Here is a 15,219-nt window from a genome sequence, read left to right as displayed (position 1 = left end):
GATATCCTTAATAATTCTAACTACAGAAGGTAGTGTGCATGAATGGTGACACCGCAGCAGTCCTCCTATCAATATCGGGAAGATATATTAAAACAAATAAAAAAACATATTCCTTTTGATGCATATTGCTTTAGCTTAATTGATCCTTATCGATTGTTATCTAGTGGAGCTGTTACACATGAGGGTATTGAATTAATCCATGATTCATTATTTTCTAATGAGTACCAAGTAAATGACTATAACCAATTTATTGATCTTATGATGGAGAATCGTCCTGTAGCTTCTCTATATGAAACAACACACGGACAACCTGAAGTAAGTGAGCGATATCGTACTATTCTAGAACCAGCTGGATTTATTGATGAATTAAGGGTTGTTTTTATGGATGAGGGAAAATGCTGGGGACAACTTGCTTTGTTTCGCAGTAAAACACAAGTACACTTCAAACCCGATGAAATTAAATGGCTTTATTCGATTCTCTCCTCAACTACAGCTTCCTTAAAGCAATTTTATTTGCAAGGTGTAGAGAAGGACTGGAGCCATGCTCCATCAGAGACAGGAATAATGATGTTATCAGAGCAATTAGAGCTAATAGGGGCAAATGAGACCGCATTAGAGCTACTTGAGCAGTTAAGAGCAGAAGAACAAATCGTAGGTCCTACATTACCACGTTCTATACGTGTATTATGTAAATCAAGTCATGGAGAAGAGAAAGCAAACTCACCTTCTCGTTCTAATCTACTTGTTTATGTACCAACAGGATTTTATGTTTCTATTGAAGCAAATGCACTTTTAAATTATGAGGGCAAATTGCAATTTGCGATCTCATTTCAAAAGGCAACTGCGAATGATCTGATCCCACTACTATCTGATGCATATCATTTATCCTTGCGGGAAAGAGAAGTATTAACCCATATTTTACGTGGGAGCTCAACCAAGGAAATTTCTCAAGCTTTATATATTTCACCTTACACTGTACAAGATCATTTAAAATCAATTTTCACCAAAACAAAAGTGACAACTCGGCGGGAATTAATATGGAAATTTCTTTCTCAGTTTAATTTCAGTTCATCTTTACAGTGATTCAGTTAAAAAGATCACATTTGCTTGCATAATAAACCTTTATAATCACTATGGTCGATGTTTTTTTATGAAACACAAGTTGACGATAACGTGATAAATGGAGGTAACATAAGAAAAATGAACAAGCTGAGTGAAAAAAAATATAAATTTCTTGAGCTAGTTAAGCCTGAAACCTATGCGCTAGAGGCATTAGAGGTAGGGGTTACGTCCAGTTGTAACTTCCGTTGTGATTATTGCTGTGCATATGAACGTAACGATGGAAACTCAATAAACGGCAAAGAAGTCATTTCGATTTTAGAGGACATACCTACAATTCGCCGCGTACGTCTATCTGGTGGGGAAGTGACACTGAAATATGATGATTGTCTTGAAATTGTTGCCTATTGTGCATCTAAAGGTATCGAAACACAATTAAATTCTAACGGTAGTCTTCTAAATAAAGAGCGGATTGATGCGCTTGCTGAAGCAGGTCTCACCACGATTCATATTTCCTTTAATTTTACAGAGGCAGATAAATTCTCGAAGTACTACAATATCCACCCAACTGTATACAAAAAAATTCGTGAAAACATTGCTTATTGTGCCCAAACTAGCATTGATACTGTATTAGAAACTTTATTGTTTGCTGAAACAGAGCATCATATGCATGAAATTAGTGAGCATGTATATGCGATGGGTGTAAGGACTCATGAAATCCAAAACAGTATTATTATGGGGCATACCGGCTGGAAGGCCATTGCGGCTCGTGATGCTTTAAAAAAATCAGTTGAAGATTTAATTGCGAATAAAAAAGAAGATACTACCTTGTATTTTACTTGTATGGATCGCTTTGCGGATGCCATGGGCTTTAAAGAGCAGCCTGGCGTGTATTTCTCCCACTGCATTGAAGGAATGAAACAACTCCATCTTCATGGTAATGGCGATATCCTAATTTCTGAGCTGTGCCATCCTGTTATTATCGGAAATATTTATAAGGGTACTTCCTTAAAAGACATTTATTCCAACATGCCTGCACCATTAGAACGCTATCTTGATAAGCGTCCTTGTCCTGCGCTGGACGCACTATTTCCTCAGGGTGTTAACCTTTAAGTACCTACGTGAAAAGAGGTATACCTTCATTCCTAAATGTTAATCCTACATAACAAGGAAGGAGGTGAGTTCACATGGCCGCTGATGTAAAATGCGAAGTGAACAGTTGTAACTTCCATGCAGCAGGTAATAAATGTACTGCTTCATCCATTTATGTTGTTTATAACAAAGGTAATCATGCTCGCAGTTCCGAAGAAACAGATTGCAAAACGTTCCAACCTAAAATGTAGACATGAATAAACCTCCGTCCATATATAATGAACGGAGGTTTTAAAATTGCGAACTGCTTATTCAAACGGTAGGGATTAGATAAATGCTCTAGAAACAATAACTAACAAGATGAACAATACTAAAATTGTTCCAGTAGAAGTCCATAATGCTGCTGCACCCAAACCTGCACCATTTCCGCCATAACATTCTGACATTCGTTTCGCCTCCTCTGTGAGTATGTGATATCATATTGCAGTCCCTCCTATTTAGCCACGGCGAATGCACATTTCTGATCCGAAAAACCTTATGCCACACTTGTAGATATGCGCCTATACAAATTCAACCTCTTTATGCATATGATAATGTACATACGGTGAAAAGCAGGTGATTCCTTTGGCAAAAAACAAAACAAAAACAAAACAACCAGAGCAAAGCTTATTAGCAGACGAAGTTTCCGCAGAAGATCTTGCTTTAATCAGTGCTGCATTCAGCACCCTTGCACAAGCATTTACATTTCTTTCATTACTTAAGGTAAGAGAGGACACCCAGCAGTCAGAAAATCAAGAGGGCTGGGGTGGGCTAGAAATTAATTTACCCCCTTTCCGTCGCAAATCGTAAGTAGTTACTCCCACATTTAAAATAAAATCTCTATGTCTAGGCACTTCCCCAGTTCATCCTGCATAACATAAACACAGAGGGAAAATACGACGATGGAGGTATATAATATGGCATTGCAAGAAGGACGCAACGAAGTGGTTTATCAAGCCAATGAACAGACGGTTAAGGTGCTACAACAGGTTACAACGGAAGTGCACACCATTTGTAAACAACACACAGGTAAATTCGTACGAGTACAAACTGTGGATGGACTCACGTATGAAGGTAAAATTTTGTATACACATGCAGGATACCTACATTTAATCGTAGCAGGACCAGAGGTAGAGGCAAATCGTGGGTTATTCAATCCATATTGGAACAACTACAATAGCTATAATAATGTAGTGTTACCGTTAGTTTTATATAATTTATTAGTGATTTCATTATTATAATAATAAATGACTCATTTAGAATAAGTACTTGATAACGACGGTCGGTAGCTACGATCCAGAGAGTTGTTGCGATTGTTGTTAAAATCATATTCCTTTTATTGAAGCCATTTTATGGATGGAATTTGATTAATTATTGGTAATATAACTAAAACTTTAATAAGCGTTAAGTTTTAAGGGTATTATTAGTTTCTACCTTTCCCCCTAAAGCTTAACGCTTTATTTTCTTAACTGCCAAATCAGTGCTTAATAACGATAAAACAAAGAGATAGATAGCTTGTGGAGAAACAACGCTCGGACAAACTCTCTGGAACGTAGCATGTTACCAAACCTTGATATCAACCAAACCTACCCGAAATATAATCCGCAGTCCGTTGATCACTTGGATTAGTAAACATAACTGGTGTTTCTTCAAATTCAACCAGCTCACCCATGAGGAAAAAGGCTGTTTTGTCTGATACACGAGCTGCTTGCTGCATATTATGTGTCACAATAACGATACAATACTCCTCTTTCAGCTCTGTAATTAATTCTTCAATCTTTGAGCTAGACACGGGGTCAAGTGCAGAGGCTGGCTCATCCATTAATATAATTTGCGGATTTACCGCAATCGAACGAGCAATACACAACCGTTGCTGTTGTCCACCAGATAGGGAAAGCGCTGATTTATGCAAACGATCCTTCGTTTCATTCCAAATCGCCGCTTTTGTTAAAGACTCCTCTACAATTTGATCCAACTTCTTTTTATCCTTAATTCCATGGTAACGTGGACCAAAGGCAATATTGTCGTAAATGGATTTATGAAAAGGATTAGGCCGTTGCCAGACCATGCCTATTTTTTGCCGTAGCAAAACAACATCGGTTTTAGAGTCATTAATATTTTCGCCCTCAATCCAAATATCCCCCGTAATTTTAGCACCATCAACAAGGTCGTTCATGCGATTTAAGCTACGTAAGAAGGTTGATTTTCCGCAACCAGAAGGTCCAATTAGCGCGGTCACTTGCTTTCCTGCAAAATCAAGTGAAATATCCTTTACGGCATGCTTTTCGCCATAAAATACATTTAAGTTTTTTACTGACAAGGCAATATCTAGATTTGTCTTTGAGACACGCTCTAATGTAGCATTTTCCATCCCTTTTCCCTCCTATTTACCTGCTGTAAATTTCCGATGCATCCATCTGCCAAGTAAACGAGCACATACATTAAATAGAAGCACAGTAATAATGAGCACTGCCGAAGCACCTGCAGCAATTTCTGCAGCATCTGGTGCTAAGCCTTCTGCATTTATTTTCCAAATATGCACAGCTAACGTCTCAGCAGGACGAAATGGATTTAAGGGAGATGTAGGATTAAGTGGATTCCAATCACTAAAATCTAATCTAGGACTACTCATCCCCGCGGTAAATAATAACGCTGCAGCTTCACCAAACACACGGCCTGCTGATAAAATTGTGCCAGTCAAAATCGTTGGCATAGCAATTGGAAGCATAACTGATTTGATCGTTTTCCATTTAGACAAGCCAAGTGCAAGGCTTGCTTCTTTTTGAGGTAAAGGCACACCAGCTAACCCTTGCTCTGTAATCCGCACCATTAATGGTAAATTAAATACTGTTAACGCCAACGCACCTGAAAATAAGGAAAACCCAAAATCAAACATGTTAACAAAAACTAATAGTCCAAATAAACCTACAACGATAGATGGAAACGAAGATAACACTTCTACAATTAAGCGAATAAAGTTTGTCACTTTCCCTGGCTTAGCATATTGACTCATATAAATACCTGCACCTAAACCAAGAGGGATCGTAATCATCATCGTTAAAAATAATAAAAAAATTGAATTAAATAATTGCGGCCCAATTCCGCCACCTGCATTAATAGATTGAGGTGCTGATGTCAGGAAATGAAAGCTAATATGGCCTACACCACGAAATAAAATAAACCCTAATAAGCCTGCCATAATGAGTACAATTATGCTAGCAATAGCAATAATGACTGTGGTAGCGATTTTATCTGCTGTTTTTGCATTCATCGTCTCGCTCTCCTTTCCAGCCATCTAACTAAGAATACAAAAATGAAGGTCATTAGCATCAAAATTAAAGCCAACGTCCATAGTACGTTATTCTGCACAGAATCTGTAACTGTGTTCCCCATACTTAATGTAATTACACTAGTTAAGGTTGATGTCGATTCAAACAAGGAGCTAGGAATATGAGGTGCATTACCGATTACCATCTGTACAGCCAATGCTTCGCCAAAAGCACGAGCCATCCCCAATACAACACCTGTTAATAAAGAAGGCATCGTAGTTGGAAGAACTGTACGATACAGTGTTTGCCATCTTGTCGCGCCTAATGCGTAGGAAGCTTCTTTTAAACCACCTGGCAAGGCTGATAAGGCATCAGAGGCAATCGATGTTATCGTAGGTAAAATCATGATGGATAATACGGTTGCCCCTGCTGCAATACCAAGCCCTTGACCTGGAAATACACTGCGATAAAAAGGTACAATTACACTTAAGCCTACAAAGCCATATACAACCGAAGGAATACCTGCAAGTAATTCAATGACAGGTTGCATATATTTTTTACCGACCTTCGGCATAATTTCAACCATAAATAAGGCTGCACAAATACTAAGAGGTGCCGCAATTAGTGCTGCTAAAATGGAGGTGCTAAATGACCCAAAAATAAATGGCAATGCACCAAAAATAGGATTATCACCTTCCGGCATCCACTCTACACCTGTAAATATTTCTTTTAAGCTAACCCCGTTTGTTATAAATGTACTTACCCCTTTAGAGGCAACAAAATACACCATAGAAAAAATGGTAATGATCAAAAGGAAAATACAGATTGAAGCAAATATCTTCCCTCTCCACTCTTCAATTATATGATGTTGTAACTTATTTTTTTGGCCGGACTGTGCCATCATACCGCTCCCTTTATCCAGCGCAGAAAAGAGGCGGCTAATTTGCGCCTCTTTTCCTGCAACATTGATGTAATGCAGGTCATGCTAATATGCTAATTTTACTTTTGTTATAAGCTTTATTACTTGTTCGTAATTTTACCTTCAATGTCACGTTCAATTTGCATTTTGCTTACTGGAATGTAACCCAACTTAGTTACAGCGCCATCTTGTACTTCATCAGATACCATGTAATCTAGGAAAGCTTTGGCTATTTCATTTGGCTCACCTTTTGTATACATGTGCTCATAAGCCCATACTGCATATTTTCCGCTAGCTACATTATCTACAGTTGCTTCCACACCTTCATATTTCACTGCTTTAACTGTATCGTTCAAGTATGACAATGCAAGGTATCCAATTGCCCCTGGTGTATCAGCAACTAACTTTCTTACGTTACCTGATGATTCCTCTTGTACGGAACCTTTAATATCGGCAGATTTTGTACCAAGCGCATATTTTTCAAAGGTAGCACGTGTACCAGAGCTAGAAGGACGGTTAATAATTTGAATGGCTTGATCTGGACCGCCAACTTCTTTCCAGTTAGTAATTTTACCTGTGAAGATACCAACCAACTGATCTTTTGTTAAGTTATCTACAGTGATTGATGGATTAACTACAGCAGCCATGGCTACTACAGCGACCTTATGGTCTACTAGTTCTTTTGCTTTATCTGCATCAAGCTTTTCTTCTGCGAATACATCTGAGTTACCAATGTCTGCTTGTCCGCCAGAAACTTGAGTTAAACCAGTACCACTACCACCTGCTTGAACTTGAATAGATACTTTCGGATTTTTATCCATAAATGATTTAGATGCTTCGTCCACTAATGGCATTAAAGCAGAAGAACCTAAAGATAATAAGTTGCCAGATAGCTCTGAGGTAGTATTTTCACCTTTAGCTGTATTTTCAGTTTTAGACCCATTTCCATCCTTTGCAGTCCCATTTTTGGATGCACCATTGCTTTGACCACAGGCTGCCAAAGTCACGCTTAGGATTAAAGTTAAAACTAACATTAACGATTTTTTCATTTCAAGTGTTGCCCCCTTGATTTATTTGTTACCTTGATTATAAAAACCATGCATTAACTCCCTGTATTCGTTTTGTAAACGCAATGTAAAAAATAAAAAAAACACATCCGCTTATCGCAAATGTGTTCTTTTAGTATTAAGTTTGCCGTTAGTTTTTGGCATTTGAGTTTTTGGAAGCTAACCGCTCAAGCTCCTGCATAAACATGTTGATATCCGTGAATCTACGATAAACAGAAGCAAATCGTACAAAAGCAATTTCATCAACAGGGTATAGTTGCTCCATAACTAGCTCACCAATATCTTTACTTTCAACCTCAGTGCTACCATTTTGCCTCAGCGAAAGCTCTGTCTGAGAAGAGATTTCCTCAAGCTGCTCCATTGATACGGGACGTTTCTCACAAGCTCGTATTAATCCACGCAATAACTTTTCACGACTAAATTCTTGCCGGCTTCCATCCTTCTTCACAACGATCAACGGAATTTCTTCTACCATCTCAAAGGTTGTGAATCTTCGACTACATTGCTCACACTCTCGTCTGCGACGAATCGATCGATTATCATTAGAGGGTCTAGAATCTAAAACCTTCGTACCGAAATAATCACAATAGGGACATTTCATATGCACACTCCTCTCTATATAGTCCACAAATCACTGGCGAATTTCCCAAAAAATATTCATCCTTTTATTTACCAATAAATAACTCTAAAAAAACGTAATGAAGTTTGCATTCTTGGCACATAATACTTTTACCAACCGCAAGGAGGTGAACATACATGAGCCAAAGTAATTCTTCTTCTAACAACTTAGTAGTTAAACAAGCTTCTGGAGCATTGGAGCAAATGAAATACGAAGTTGCTCAAGAGCTAGGCATTAATTTCCCTAAAGACGGATATGCTGGTAACTTGACTTCTTACGAAAACGGTTCTATTGGTGGTTACATCACTAAAAGATTAGTAACCCTAGCTGAACAACACTTAGCAGGACAAGCTGGTCAATTCTAAAAATGTTTATCTAGAAAGCACTTGAGAAAATTCTCCAGTGCTTTCTTCTTATTATACACAGATTACAGCTCCTTATAAATATCACAATATTGCTTGTAATAATGAGAAACACGTTGAACATAATGTCTTGTTTCTCCAAAGGGGATATTTTTACTTGATTCCAGCGTCCCATCCCATGTTCCTTTTTTAATCCAATTCATCACATTGGTAGGTCCTGCATTGTATGCTGCAATGATTGCAATTTCATTACCATCAAATTTTTGAGATAAAAATTCAAGATACCAGGTTCCCATTTTTATGTTTTCATCAATTTCATTTTTAATTCTGTTAAGGGGTACGTTTTTAAATTCAGCTTTTTCCATAATCCATTTTGCTGTATCAGGCATAATCTGCATAACCCCTAACGCACCTTTATGTGATTCAGAGCCTGGTTTAAAATCCGATTCGACTTTAATAATAGCGGCTACCAATAATGGATTAATGCCATGAGTTTGAGCATGTTGACGAATTTCATCTTTATAATAAATCGGATAAAACAAAGTTAACCATTTTGAACTAAAAAAAAGAAGAACTAAAAAAGATAAAAAAAGCAGTAAAAAGGTTCTTTTCCTTTGAAACCATCTCATAATAAAACCTGTTCCTGCCAAAAACGGTCTATTTGAGTCTCTAAGTGTGGTACACCTAAGCTATTATCAATCAAAATATCCGCCCTCTCTTTTTTAATCTCAATATCCATCTGAGCTGCTAAACGCTTCTCAGCTTCATTTCGTAATAGTCCATCTCGATTCATCAATCTTTGAATTTGAATTTGTTTTGGTACATAAACAACCATCACAGCATCAAACATTTCCTCCATTTGAAGCTCGTACAATAATGGAATGTCGCTTACAATAAGCCGATCTGGATGTTGTGCTAAATATAAAGCTTGTCTATCCTTTATTTCACTGCGGATCGCAGGATGAGTAATTTGATTTAGCTTCTCCCTTGCTGCCGCTTTACCAAAAACAAGGCTTCCTAATTTCTTACGATCCAATTCGCCATTGTTAAGTAGGATCTCTTGACCAAAGACATCAACAACCTGCTGTAACACAGCATGTCCTGGTTGCATCACTTCTCTCGCAATGAGATCTGCATCAATAATAATCGCACCACGATCTGACAATATGGTAGACACCGTGCTTTTGCCTGTGGCAATGCCACCGGTTAATCCAATGTTTCTGAGGTTCCTCATTGAGCTTCCCCTAACCCAACCATCGGTGCAATTTGACACTGAGCACAATAATGTGTGCCACGTCCTCCAACCACTGTTTTTTGTACTGGGGCCCCACAATGAATACATGGCTCGTCCTTTCGTCCATAAATCTTAAGAAGATGCTGGAACATGCCCATCTCACCTTGTCCATTAACATAGGATTTTATGGAGGAGCCACCCGCATTCACTGCTTCATTTAATGTACTCACAATTGCATCAAACAATCGTTGTAACTGATCATCTTCTAGCTTGCCTGTGATTTGCTCAGGATGTACACCTGCACGAAACAAGGCTTCATCCACATAAATATTGCCAAGCCCAACGATATATGACTGATTCAGCAAAAATGGCTTGATTTTGGTTTGCTTGCCTGTAGCTAATTGCTTAAATACGTCTAAGGTAAATGTAGGGTCAAGTGGTTCAACACCAAGCTTTTTAAGAGGATTTATTGTAAATTCTTCACCTGGAGCAAATAAATGCATCGTACCAAACTGTCGAACATCCTTATATCTTAACTCTGTGTCATCATCAAAATGGAAAATGACATGGGTATGCTTCTCCACAGGCTCATCACTGTGATATAAACCATATCTGCCTTCCATTCGTAAATGAGACACTAAGACTAAATCATTCATCACAATTCGCAAAAATTTTCCACGACGACCAATTTCCACAATATGCCGATCTATCAATTCAAGCTCAAATTGTTTATAATCTGTAGGCTTTTGTATTATACGTGGGAGCGATACAGTCACTGACTTGATGCGCTTTCCTACGATAAGCTCGCTTAACGTTCTACGAACCGTTTCTACCTCTGGCAATTCCGGCATCTCTCTCACCTCATTTTTTTATTTTAATTTTTTGCTTTAGGCTCGATTTTATATAGACTCCCTTAAAAAAGTCAGTTCATCTATGAAGCTCAAAGTGAAGTGTAGGGGGATTGTGAAGCTCGCCTCTTAAAACTAAATTTTTACAATGTATCTTTTATCTTAATAAATTAAATTTAGTTTTAACAGAGAGTGTAACAACCCGCTACACGTAACGTCAGTTATTTATAAGCTCTATTTTTGAGACTATTAAAATCACTTCGCCTCGTACCAATTGGTCCCACTACTCACTTCTGCTTTTAAAGGCACAGATAACTCAATCGCCTTTTCCATCGTTTCAGGCACTAGGCTCTTCATGAGCTCTAACTCTTCTGGCGGAACCTCAAATACAAGCTCATCGTGTACCTGAAGTAACATAACACTTTGAAGCTTCCGTTCCTTCAATTCTTTATCCATCAATACCATCGCTAATTTAATAATATCAGCAGCGGTCCCTTGAATCGGTGTGTTCATCGCAGTCCGTTCTGCAAAAGAACGCAAATTAAAGTTAGACGCATTAATATCCGGTAAATAACGACGACGTTCTAGCAACGTCTTAACATAACCGTTTTGCTTCGCTTCACGTACGATATCATCCATATATTTACGTACCCCTTCAAAAGCATCAAAGTACTGGTCAATAAACCTTGCTGCTTCCTTACGGGTAATATTTAAATTTTGAGATAATCCATAATCACTTATACCATATACGATCCCAAAGTTAACCGCCTTAGCAGAACGACGCATATTGCTGTCGACTTGCTCAGCAGGAACGCCAAACACATCCATCGCTGTTTTAGTGTGAATATCCATATCGTGCAAAAAGGCTTCCTGTAAGCCAGCATCACCAGAAATATGTGCCAACACACGTAGCTCAATCTGAGAATAGTCAGCAGCAACAATCTTCCAGTCTTTTTGAGAAGGAACAAAAACTTTACGAATTTTCCGTCCTTCCTCCATCCGAATTGGTATATTTTGCAAATTGGGGAATTGGCTACTCAAACGTCCTGTAGCAGCAATCGTCTGACGATAATAAGTGTGTACCTTACCTGTAATTGGAGATATTTCCTTCATTAAACCTTCAACATAAGTGGATTGTAGCTTTGCAAGCTGTCGATAATCCAAAATATATTTCATGATCTCATGATAAGGCGCCAGCTTTTCTAAAACCTCTGCATCTGTGGAATAGCCTGTTTTTGTTTTTTTAATGACAGGTAACCCTAACTTATCAAACAATACTTCTCCTAATTGCTTTGGTGAGTTTAAATTAAACTCCATTCCGGCAATTTCATATATTTTAAAGATCAAATGTTTAATTTGAGTTTCAAATTCTTGACCTAATGCCTGCAATTCCTGCTCATTAACCGCAATTCCTTGCTTCTCCATATTTGCTAAAATGATCGATAACGGCATTTCCATTTCCTCAAATAAAGCCGTCATTTCATTTTTCTCAAGCTCTTCACGCTGTAGAGGAACGATATTAAGTAAAGTAACTGCTTTACGTGCCAAATGCTGACTTAACACTGCTTCATCAGGCACTTTAAATTTTGCACCTTTTCCATATACATCATCATCTGAAGCAACATATGGCAAATTATATTTCACTGCGAGCGCACTTGGACTCTGATAATTAGATTCAGTTGGATCAAGCAAATAGGCTGCCAATTGCACATCATGTGCTTCTCCAGCAAGCTTAATGCCTTCCCAATGGAGGACTAAATTTGCCCGATGTAAATCAAATCCATATTTCGGGATTTGGTCATCGCCGAGCCAATCAAGCACTGGTTTGCTAACCTCATTTTTTAACATTGCCCGAGAAATATAATAGTTTATCTCATGTGTCGCAAGCACAAGTCCAATTAGATCGGCACGATGAGGGTTATCCCCATGTGATTCTACATACATCATCTTAATTTGGGATAAGCTTGTCAATAGCTGATCGATGGTGTCTTCATTTACGATGACTACCTCTACATCCATATCTACATTTTCAATTTCATTGGCTCCACCGTCGTCTTTAAACAACGGAGCCATTCTTTCCAAAATAGATTTAAATTCTAACTTCTGAAGCATCGGTACAGCTGTACTTTTATTGACACCCTCATAAACTAAGCTGTCCCATTTCTGCTCAACAGGTACTTCACGATAAATTGTAGCGAGTTGTTTACTCATGACAGCATCATCCGCATGAGTTTCAATCTTCTCTTTCATCTTACCTTTTAATTCTTCTATGTTAGCTAACACACCTTCAACTGATCCAAATTGATGTAGTAGCTTTAATGCCGTTTTTTCTCCCACACCTGGAATTCCAGGGATATTATCTGAAGCATCACCCATCAGCCCTTTTAAATCAATAATTTGTAATGGCTTGAGCCCATATTTTTCATTTAACTGTTCAGGGTCATATTTATCGACCTCACTAATTCCTTTACGCGTAAGGGCAACACTAACACGATCCGATACAACCTGCAATAAGTCCTTGTCCCCTGTAACAACAAGTACTTCAAAACCTTCCTCTTCACCTTGCTTGCTTAATGTGCCGATAATATCATCTGCTTCATACCCTGCTAGCTCAAACCACGATACACCAAAGCTTTCAAGTAATTGTTTTAGCAAAGGGAATTGCTCAGACAGCTCACTTGGAGTTTTGTCCCGTCCACCTTTATATTCTTGATACGTTTCATGGCGAAACGTCTGTTTTCCCGCATCAAATGCAACTAATATATGACTAGGCTTTTCTTCCTGTATCAACCGTAAAAACATATTCGTAAATCCATAAACCGCATTGGTGTGAAGCCCACTACTATTATTTAAAGGCGGCATGGCAAAAAAAGCGCGATAAATAATGCTATTTCCATCTATAAGAATTAATTTATTCATTAGACACCTGCTCTTTCATAAAACTACATTTTCACTTCTTCCATTCTAACACAAGCGTTCCCTATAACAAAAAGGTTAAACACCGTTAATTCAAGGAAAAAGACAAACAAAAACACAAGGAAAGGTAATTCCCCTGTGTTTTGCTCTGTGTAACTGTGCTATTTTTTCTACTCTATTTTTCACCTTATGCTACTACTTCAATTTCTACACTGTTTTCTTCTTAACTACTGATTCAAGTCAGGTCGATGTCCAGTCACTAAATAGACTGCACTCTCGCCAATATTAGTGGCATGATCTGCGATGCGTTCAATATATCTACCAACCAATGTCAGTGACATCGATTGCTGCAATGTCGTTGGATTATCGATCATAAACGTATACAATTCACGAATCATCTGGCTATATAAGCGATCTACCTCATCATCATCTTGCGCCATTTTATAAGCTAAATCTGTATTTTCATCTAAATAGGATTGAAGAGATTCACGAATCATTAAATTGACATATTGCTGCATTTTCGGAATATCAATAAGCGGTTTTATTAGCTTTTGTCCTTCCAGACGCATCGTGACCTTCGCAATGTCTACAGCTAAATCGCCCATCCGCTCTAGATCACTGGAAATTTTAAAGGCAACGATAATTCTGCGCAAATCTTTGGCGACTGGCTGCTGTGTAACAATGAGCTTAGAGCCCATCTCCATAATTTGCTCTTCCATTTTGTTAAGTGTGATATCATTTGCAACGACATTTTTGGCCTTTTCAATATCCATACTTTGCAGAGCAGAAACAGCATCCTCTACAGCACGCTCAACGTGTTCACCCATTTGCCGAAGTAGCTGTCGCAATTCCTCTAAGCTGTGGTCAAAATCTCTTCTTTGAATCATGAATCATAATCCTCCTGTCATTAACCGAAACGTCCGGAAATATAGTCTTCTGTACGAGAATCAAAAGGTGTTGCAAATAATACCTCAGTGTCGTTGGCTTCCACAATTTCACCATTTAAAAAGAAAACCGTTTTCCCAGATACACGTGCCGCTTGATGCATATTATGCGTCACCATCACGATGGTATAACTTGCTTTTAATTCTTGCACTAATTCTTCAATACGAAGGGTAGAGATAGGGTCAAGCGCAGAGGTGGCTTCATCCATTAATAAAATTTGCGGTTCAACTGCAATTGCTCTGGCAATACAAAGTCGCTGCTGTTGCCCTCCTGACAAGCCAAGTGCCGATTTTTTCAAGAAGTCCTTCACTTCATCCCACAATGCTGCCTGACGTAAGCTACGCTCTACAATTTGATCAAGCTCCTCCTTACGCTTAATGCCATGAAGTCTAGGTCCATAAGCGACATTATCATAAATCGTTTTCGGAAAAGGATTAGGCTGCTGAAATACCATCCCTACTTGCTTACGGAGCTGTTCTACATCGACATCCTCACTATATATCTCTTTTCCTTGGATCTGAACCGAACCTACAATCCGAGTTCCTGCGATCATGTCATTCATTCGATTCAGAGAACGTAGCAAGGTTGATTTACCACATCCAGAAGGTCCAATGAACGCCGTAATCGTTTTTTCGGGTATTTCTAGGCTTATATTTTTTAGCGCATGAAATTGATCATAATATAAGTTTAAGTTTTTCACATGAATTAAGGGTTGAGTCTGCATATGATTCCCCTTCTATAATTTATCTGTTATTTAATTTTGCATTCGTATTTGACAATGATTGAAGTAAGAGGCTACGATGCAGAGAGTGGCTTCAACCGCTGTTAAGGTCCCATTTTCTTTTATAAT

The 15,219-nt window shown here is 38.3% G+C and carries 18 protein-coding genes; 6 read left to right on the top strand and 12 right to left on the bottom strand.

All coding sequences use genetic code 11. The features are described 5' to 3' along the window. Nucleotides 1-42 precede the first annotated feature (42 nt). The 3 genes from ABE099_RS03810 to ABE099_RS03800 all read left to right on the top strand — a co-directional run bounded on the left by ABE099_RS03810 (nt 43) and on the right by ABE099_RS03800 (nt 2,402). Nucleotides 43-1,083 (top strand): helix-turn-helix transcriptional regulator, encoded by a 1,041-nt coding sequence (locus ABE099_RS03810; RefSeq protein WP_430027525.1) that lies wholly within the window; start codon nt 43-45, stop codon nt 1,081-1,083. A gap of 117 nt (nt 1,084-1,200) precedes the next feature. Next, the gene (locus ABE099_RS03805; RefSeq protein ID WP_430027523.1) at nt 1,201-2,172 is read left to right on the top strand and encodes a radical SAM protein; all 972 of its coding nucleotides are present in this window, start codon (nt 1,201-1,203) and stop codon (nt 2,170-2,172) included. A 74-nt stretch (nt 2,173-2,246) separates the two neighbouring features. Continuing rightward, nucleotides 2,247-2,402 carry a DUF1540 domain-containing protein gene (locus ABE099_RS03800; protein WP_210091144.1) on the top strand — a complete coding sequence of 52 codons (156 nt, stop codon included), beginning with the start codon at nt 2,247-2,249 and terminating at the stop codon, nt 2,400-2,402. Between the two features lie 75 nt (nt 2,403-2,477). Here the strand turns inward: ABE099_RS03800 and ABE099_RS03795 are convergent, their stop codons facing one another. Further along, the gene (locus ABE099_RS03795) at nt 2,478-2,597 is read right to left on the bottom strand and encodes a YjcZ family sporulation protein (RefSeq protein ID WP_430027521.1); all 120 of its coding nucleotides are present in this window, start codon (nt 2,595-2,597) and stop codon (nt 2,478-2,480) included. A gap of 178 nt (nt 2,598-2,775) precedes the next feature. Here ABE099_RS03795 and ABE099_RS03790 point away from each other — a divergent pair, with 178 nt between their 5' ends. Together ABE099_RS03790 and ABE099_RS03785 are read left to right on the top strand one after the other, a co-directional pair. Beyond that, nucleotides 2,776-3,000: a hypothetical protein gene (locus ABE099_RS03790; RefSeq protein WP_430027519.1), complete on the top strand. Its 225-nt coding sequence runs from the start codon at nt 2,776-2,778 to the stop codon at nt 2,998-3,000. Between the two features lie 107 nt (nt 3,001-3,107). After that, nucleotides 3,108-3,431: an acetyl-CoA acetyltransferase gene (locus ABE099_RS03785; RefSeq protein ID WP_210091147.1), complete on the top strand. Its 324-nt coding sequence runs from the start codon at nt 3,108-3,110 to the stop codon at nt 3,429-3,431. A 335-nt stretch (nt 3,432-3,766) separates the two neighbouring features. Here ABE099_RS03785 and pstB (ABE099_RS03780) read toward each other — a convergent pair whose 3' ends face one another. The 5 genes from pstB (ABE099_RS03780) to nrdR form a co-directional block, all read right to left on the bottom strand. Beyond that, the gene (gene pstB / locus ABE099_RS03780) at nt 3,767-4,561 is read right to left on the bottom strand and encodes a phosphate ABC transporter ATP-binding protein PstB (protein ID WP_430027516.1); all 795 of its coding nucleotides are present in this window, start codon (nt 4,559-4,561) and stop codon (nt 3,767-3,769) included. A gap of 12 nt (nt 4,562-4,573) precedes the next feature. Next, entirely contained in the window at nt 4,574-5,461 is an 888-nt protein-coding gene (gene pstA, locus ABE099_RS03775; RefSeq protein WP_430027514.1) for a phosphate ABC transporter permease PstA, read from the bottom strand. Beyond that, a complete protein-coding gene (pstC, locus tag ABE099_RS03770; RefSeq protein WP_430027512.1) occupies nt 5,458-6,360 on the bottom strand; it encodes a phosphate ABC transporter permease subunit PstC in 903 nt (300 codons plus the stop codon). Before pstC ends, pstA begins: the two co-directional genes overlap by 4 nt. Before the next feature lie 119 nt (nt 6,361-6,479). Beyond that, complete coding sequence (locus tag ABE099_RS03765) at nt 6,480-7,427, bottom strand: phosphate ABC transporter substrate-binding protein PstS family protein (RefSeq protein ID WP_430027510.1); 948 nt, start codon at nt 7,425-7,427, stop codon at nt 6,480-6,482. Nucleotides 7,428-7,575: 148 nt separating this feature from the next. After that, entirely contained in the window at nt 7,576-8,046 is a 471-nt protein-coding gene (gene nrdR / locus ABE099_RS03760) for a transcriptional regulator NrdR (RefSeq protein WP_210090299.1), read from the bottom strand. 155 nt (nt 8,047-8,201) lie between these two features. Between nrdR and ABE099_RS03755 the strand changes: the two genes are divergently transcribed. Next, on the top strand, nt 8,202-8,429 hold the full coding sequence (locus tag ABE099_RS03755; protein ID WP_430027507.1) for a small, acid-soluble spore protein, alpha/beta type: 228 nt from the start codon (nt 8,202-8,204) through the stop codon (nt 8,427-8,429). Nucleotides 8,430-8,491: 62 nt separating this feature from the next. On the opposite strand, the gene ABE099_RS03750 is transcribed toward ABE099_RS03755, so the two are convergent. The 6 genes from ABE099_RS03750 to pstB (ABE099_RS03725) form a co-directional block, all read right to left on the bottom strand. Beyond that, on the bottom strand, nt 8,492-9,055 hold the full coding sequence (locus tag ABE099_RS03750; RefSeq protein ID WP_430027505.1) for a lytic transglycosylase domain-containing protein: 564 nt from the start codon (nt 9,053-9,055) through the stop codon (nt 8,492-8,494). Further along, nucleotides 9,052-9,660, bottom strand: a complete 609-nt coding sequence (gene coaE, locus ABE099_RS03745) for a dephospho-CoA kinase (protein ID WP_430027503.1) — start codon at nt 9,658-9,660, stop codon at nt 9,052-9,054. The genes ABE099_RS03750 and coaE overlap by 4 nt, the downstream gene beginning before the upstream one ends. Beyond that, nucleotides 9,657-10,511, bottom strand: coding sequence for a DNA-formamidopyrimidine glycosylase (gene mutM / locus ABE099_RS03740; RefSeq protein ID WP_430027501.1), 855 nt, complete (start codon nt 10,509-10,511; stop codon nt 9,657-9,659). The genes coaE and mutM overlap by 4 nt, the downstream gene beginning before the upstream one ends. A 252-nt stretch (nt 10,512-10,763) precedes the next feature. Next, nucleotides 10,764-13,427 (bottom strand): DNA polymerase I, encoded by a 2,664-nt coding sequence (polA, locus tag ABE099_RS03735; protein WP_430027499.1) that lies wholly within the window; start codon nt 13,425-13,427, stop codon nt 10,764-10,766. Nucleotides 13,428-13,651: 224 nt separating this feature from the next. Next, nucleotides 13,652-14,311, bottom strand: coding sequence for a phosphate signaling complex protein PhoU (gene phoU / locus ABE099_RS03730; protein ID WP_430027497.1), 660 nt, complete (start codon nt 14,309-14,311; stop codon nt 13,652-13,654). Between the two features lie 20 nt (nt 14,312-14,331). Continuing rightward, nucleotides 14,332-15,093, bottom strand: coding sequence for a phosphate ABC transporter ATP-binding protein PstB (gene pstB, locus ABE099_RS03725; RefSeq protein WP_430027495.1), 762 nt, complete (start codon nt 15,091-15,093; stop codon nt 14,332-14,334). Nucleotides 15,094-15,219 lie beyond the last annotated feature (126 nt).

Source organism: Paenibacillus turicensis (assembly GCF_050461185.1).
Lineage (GTDB): Bacteria > Bacillota > Bacilli > Paenibacillales > Paenibacillaceae > Fontibacillus > Fontibacillus turicensis_A.
This window is presented reverse-complemented; position numbering and strand designations above follow the sequence as displayed.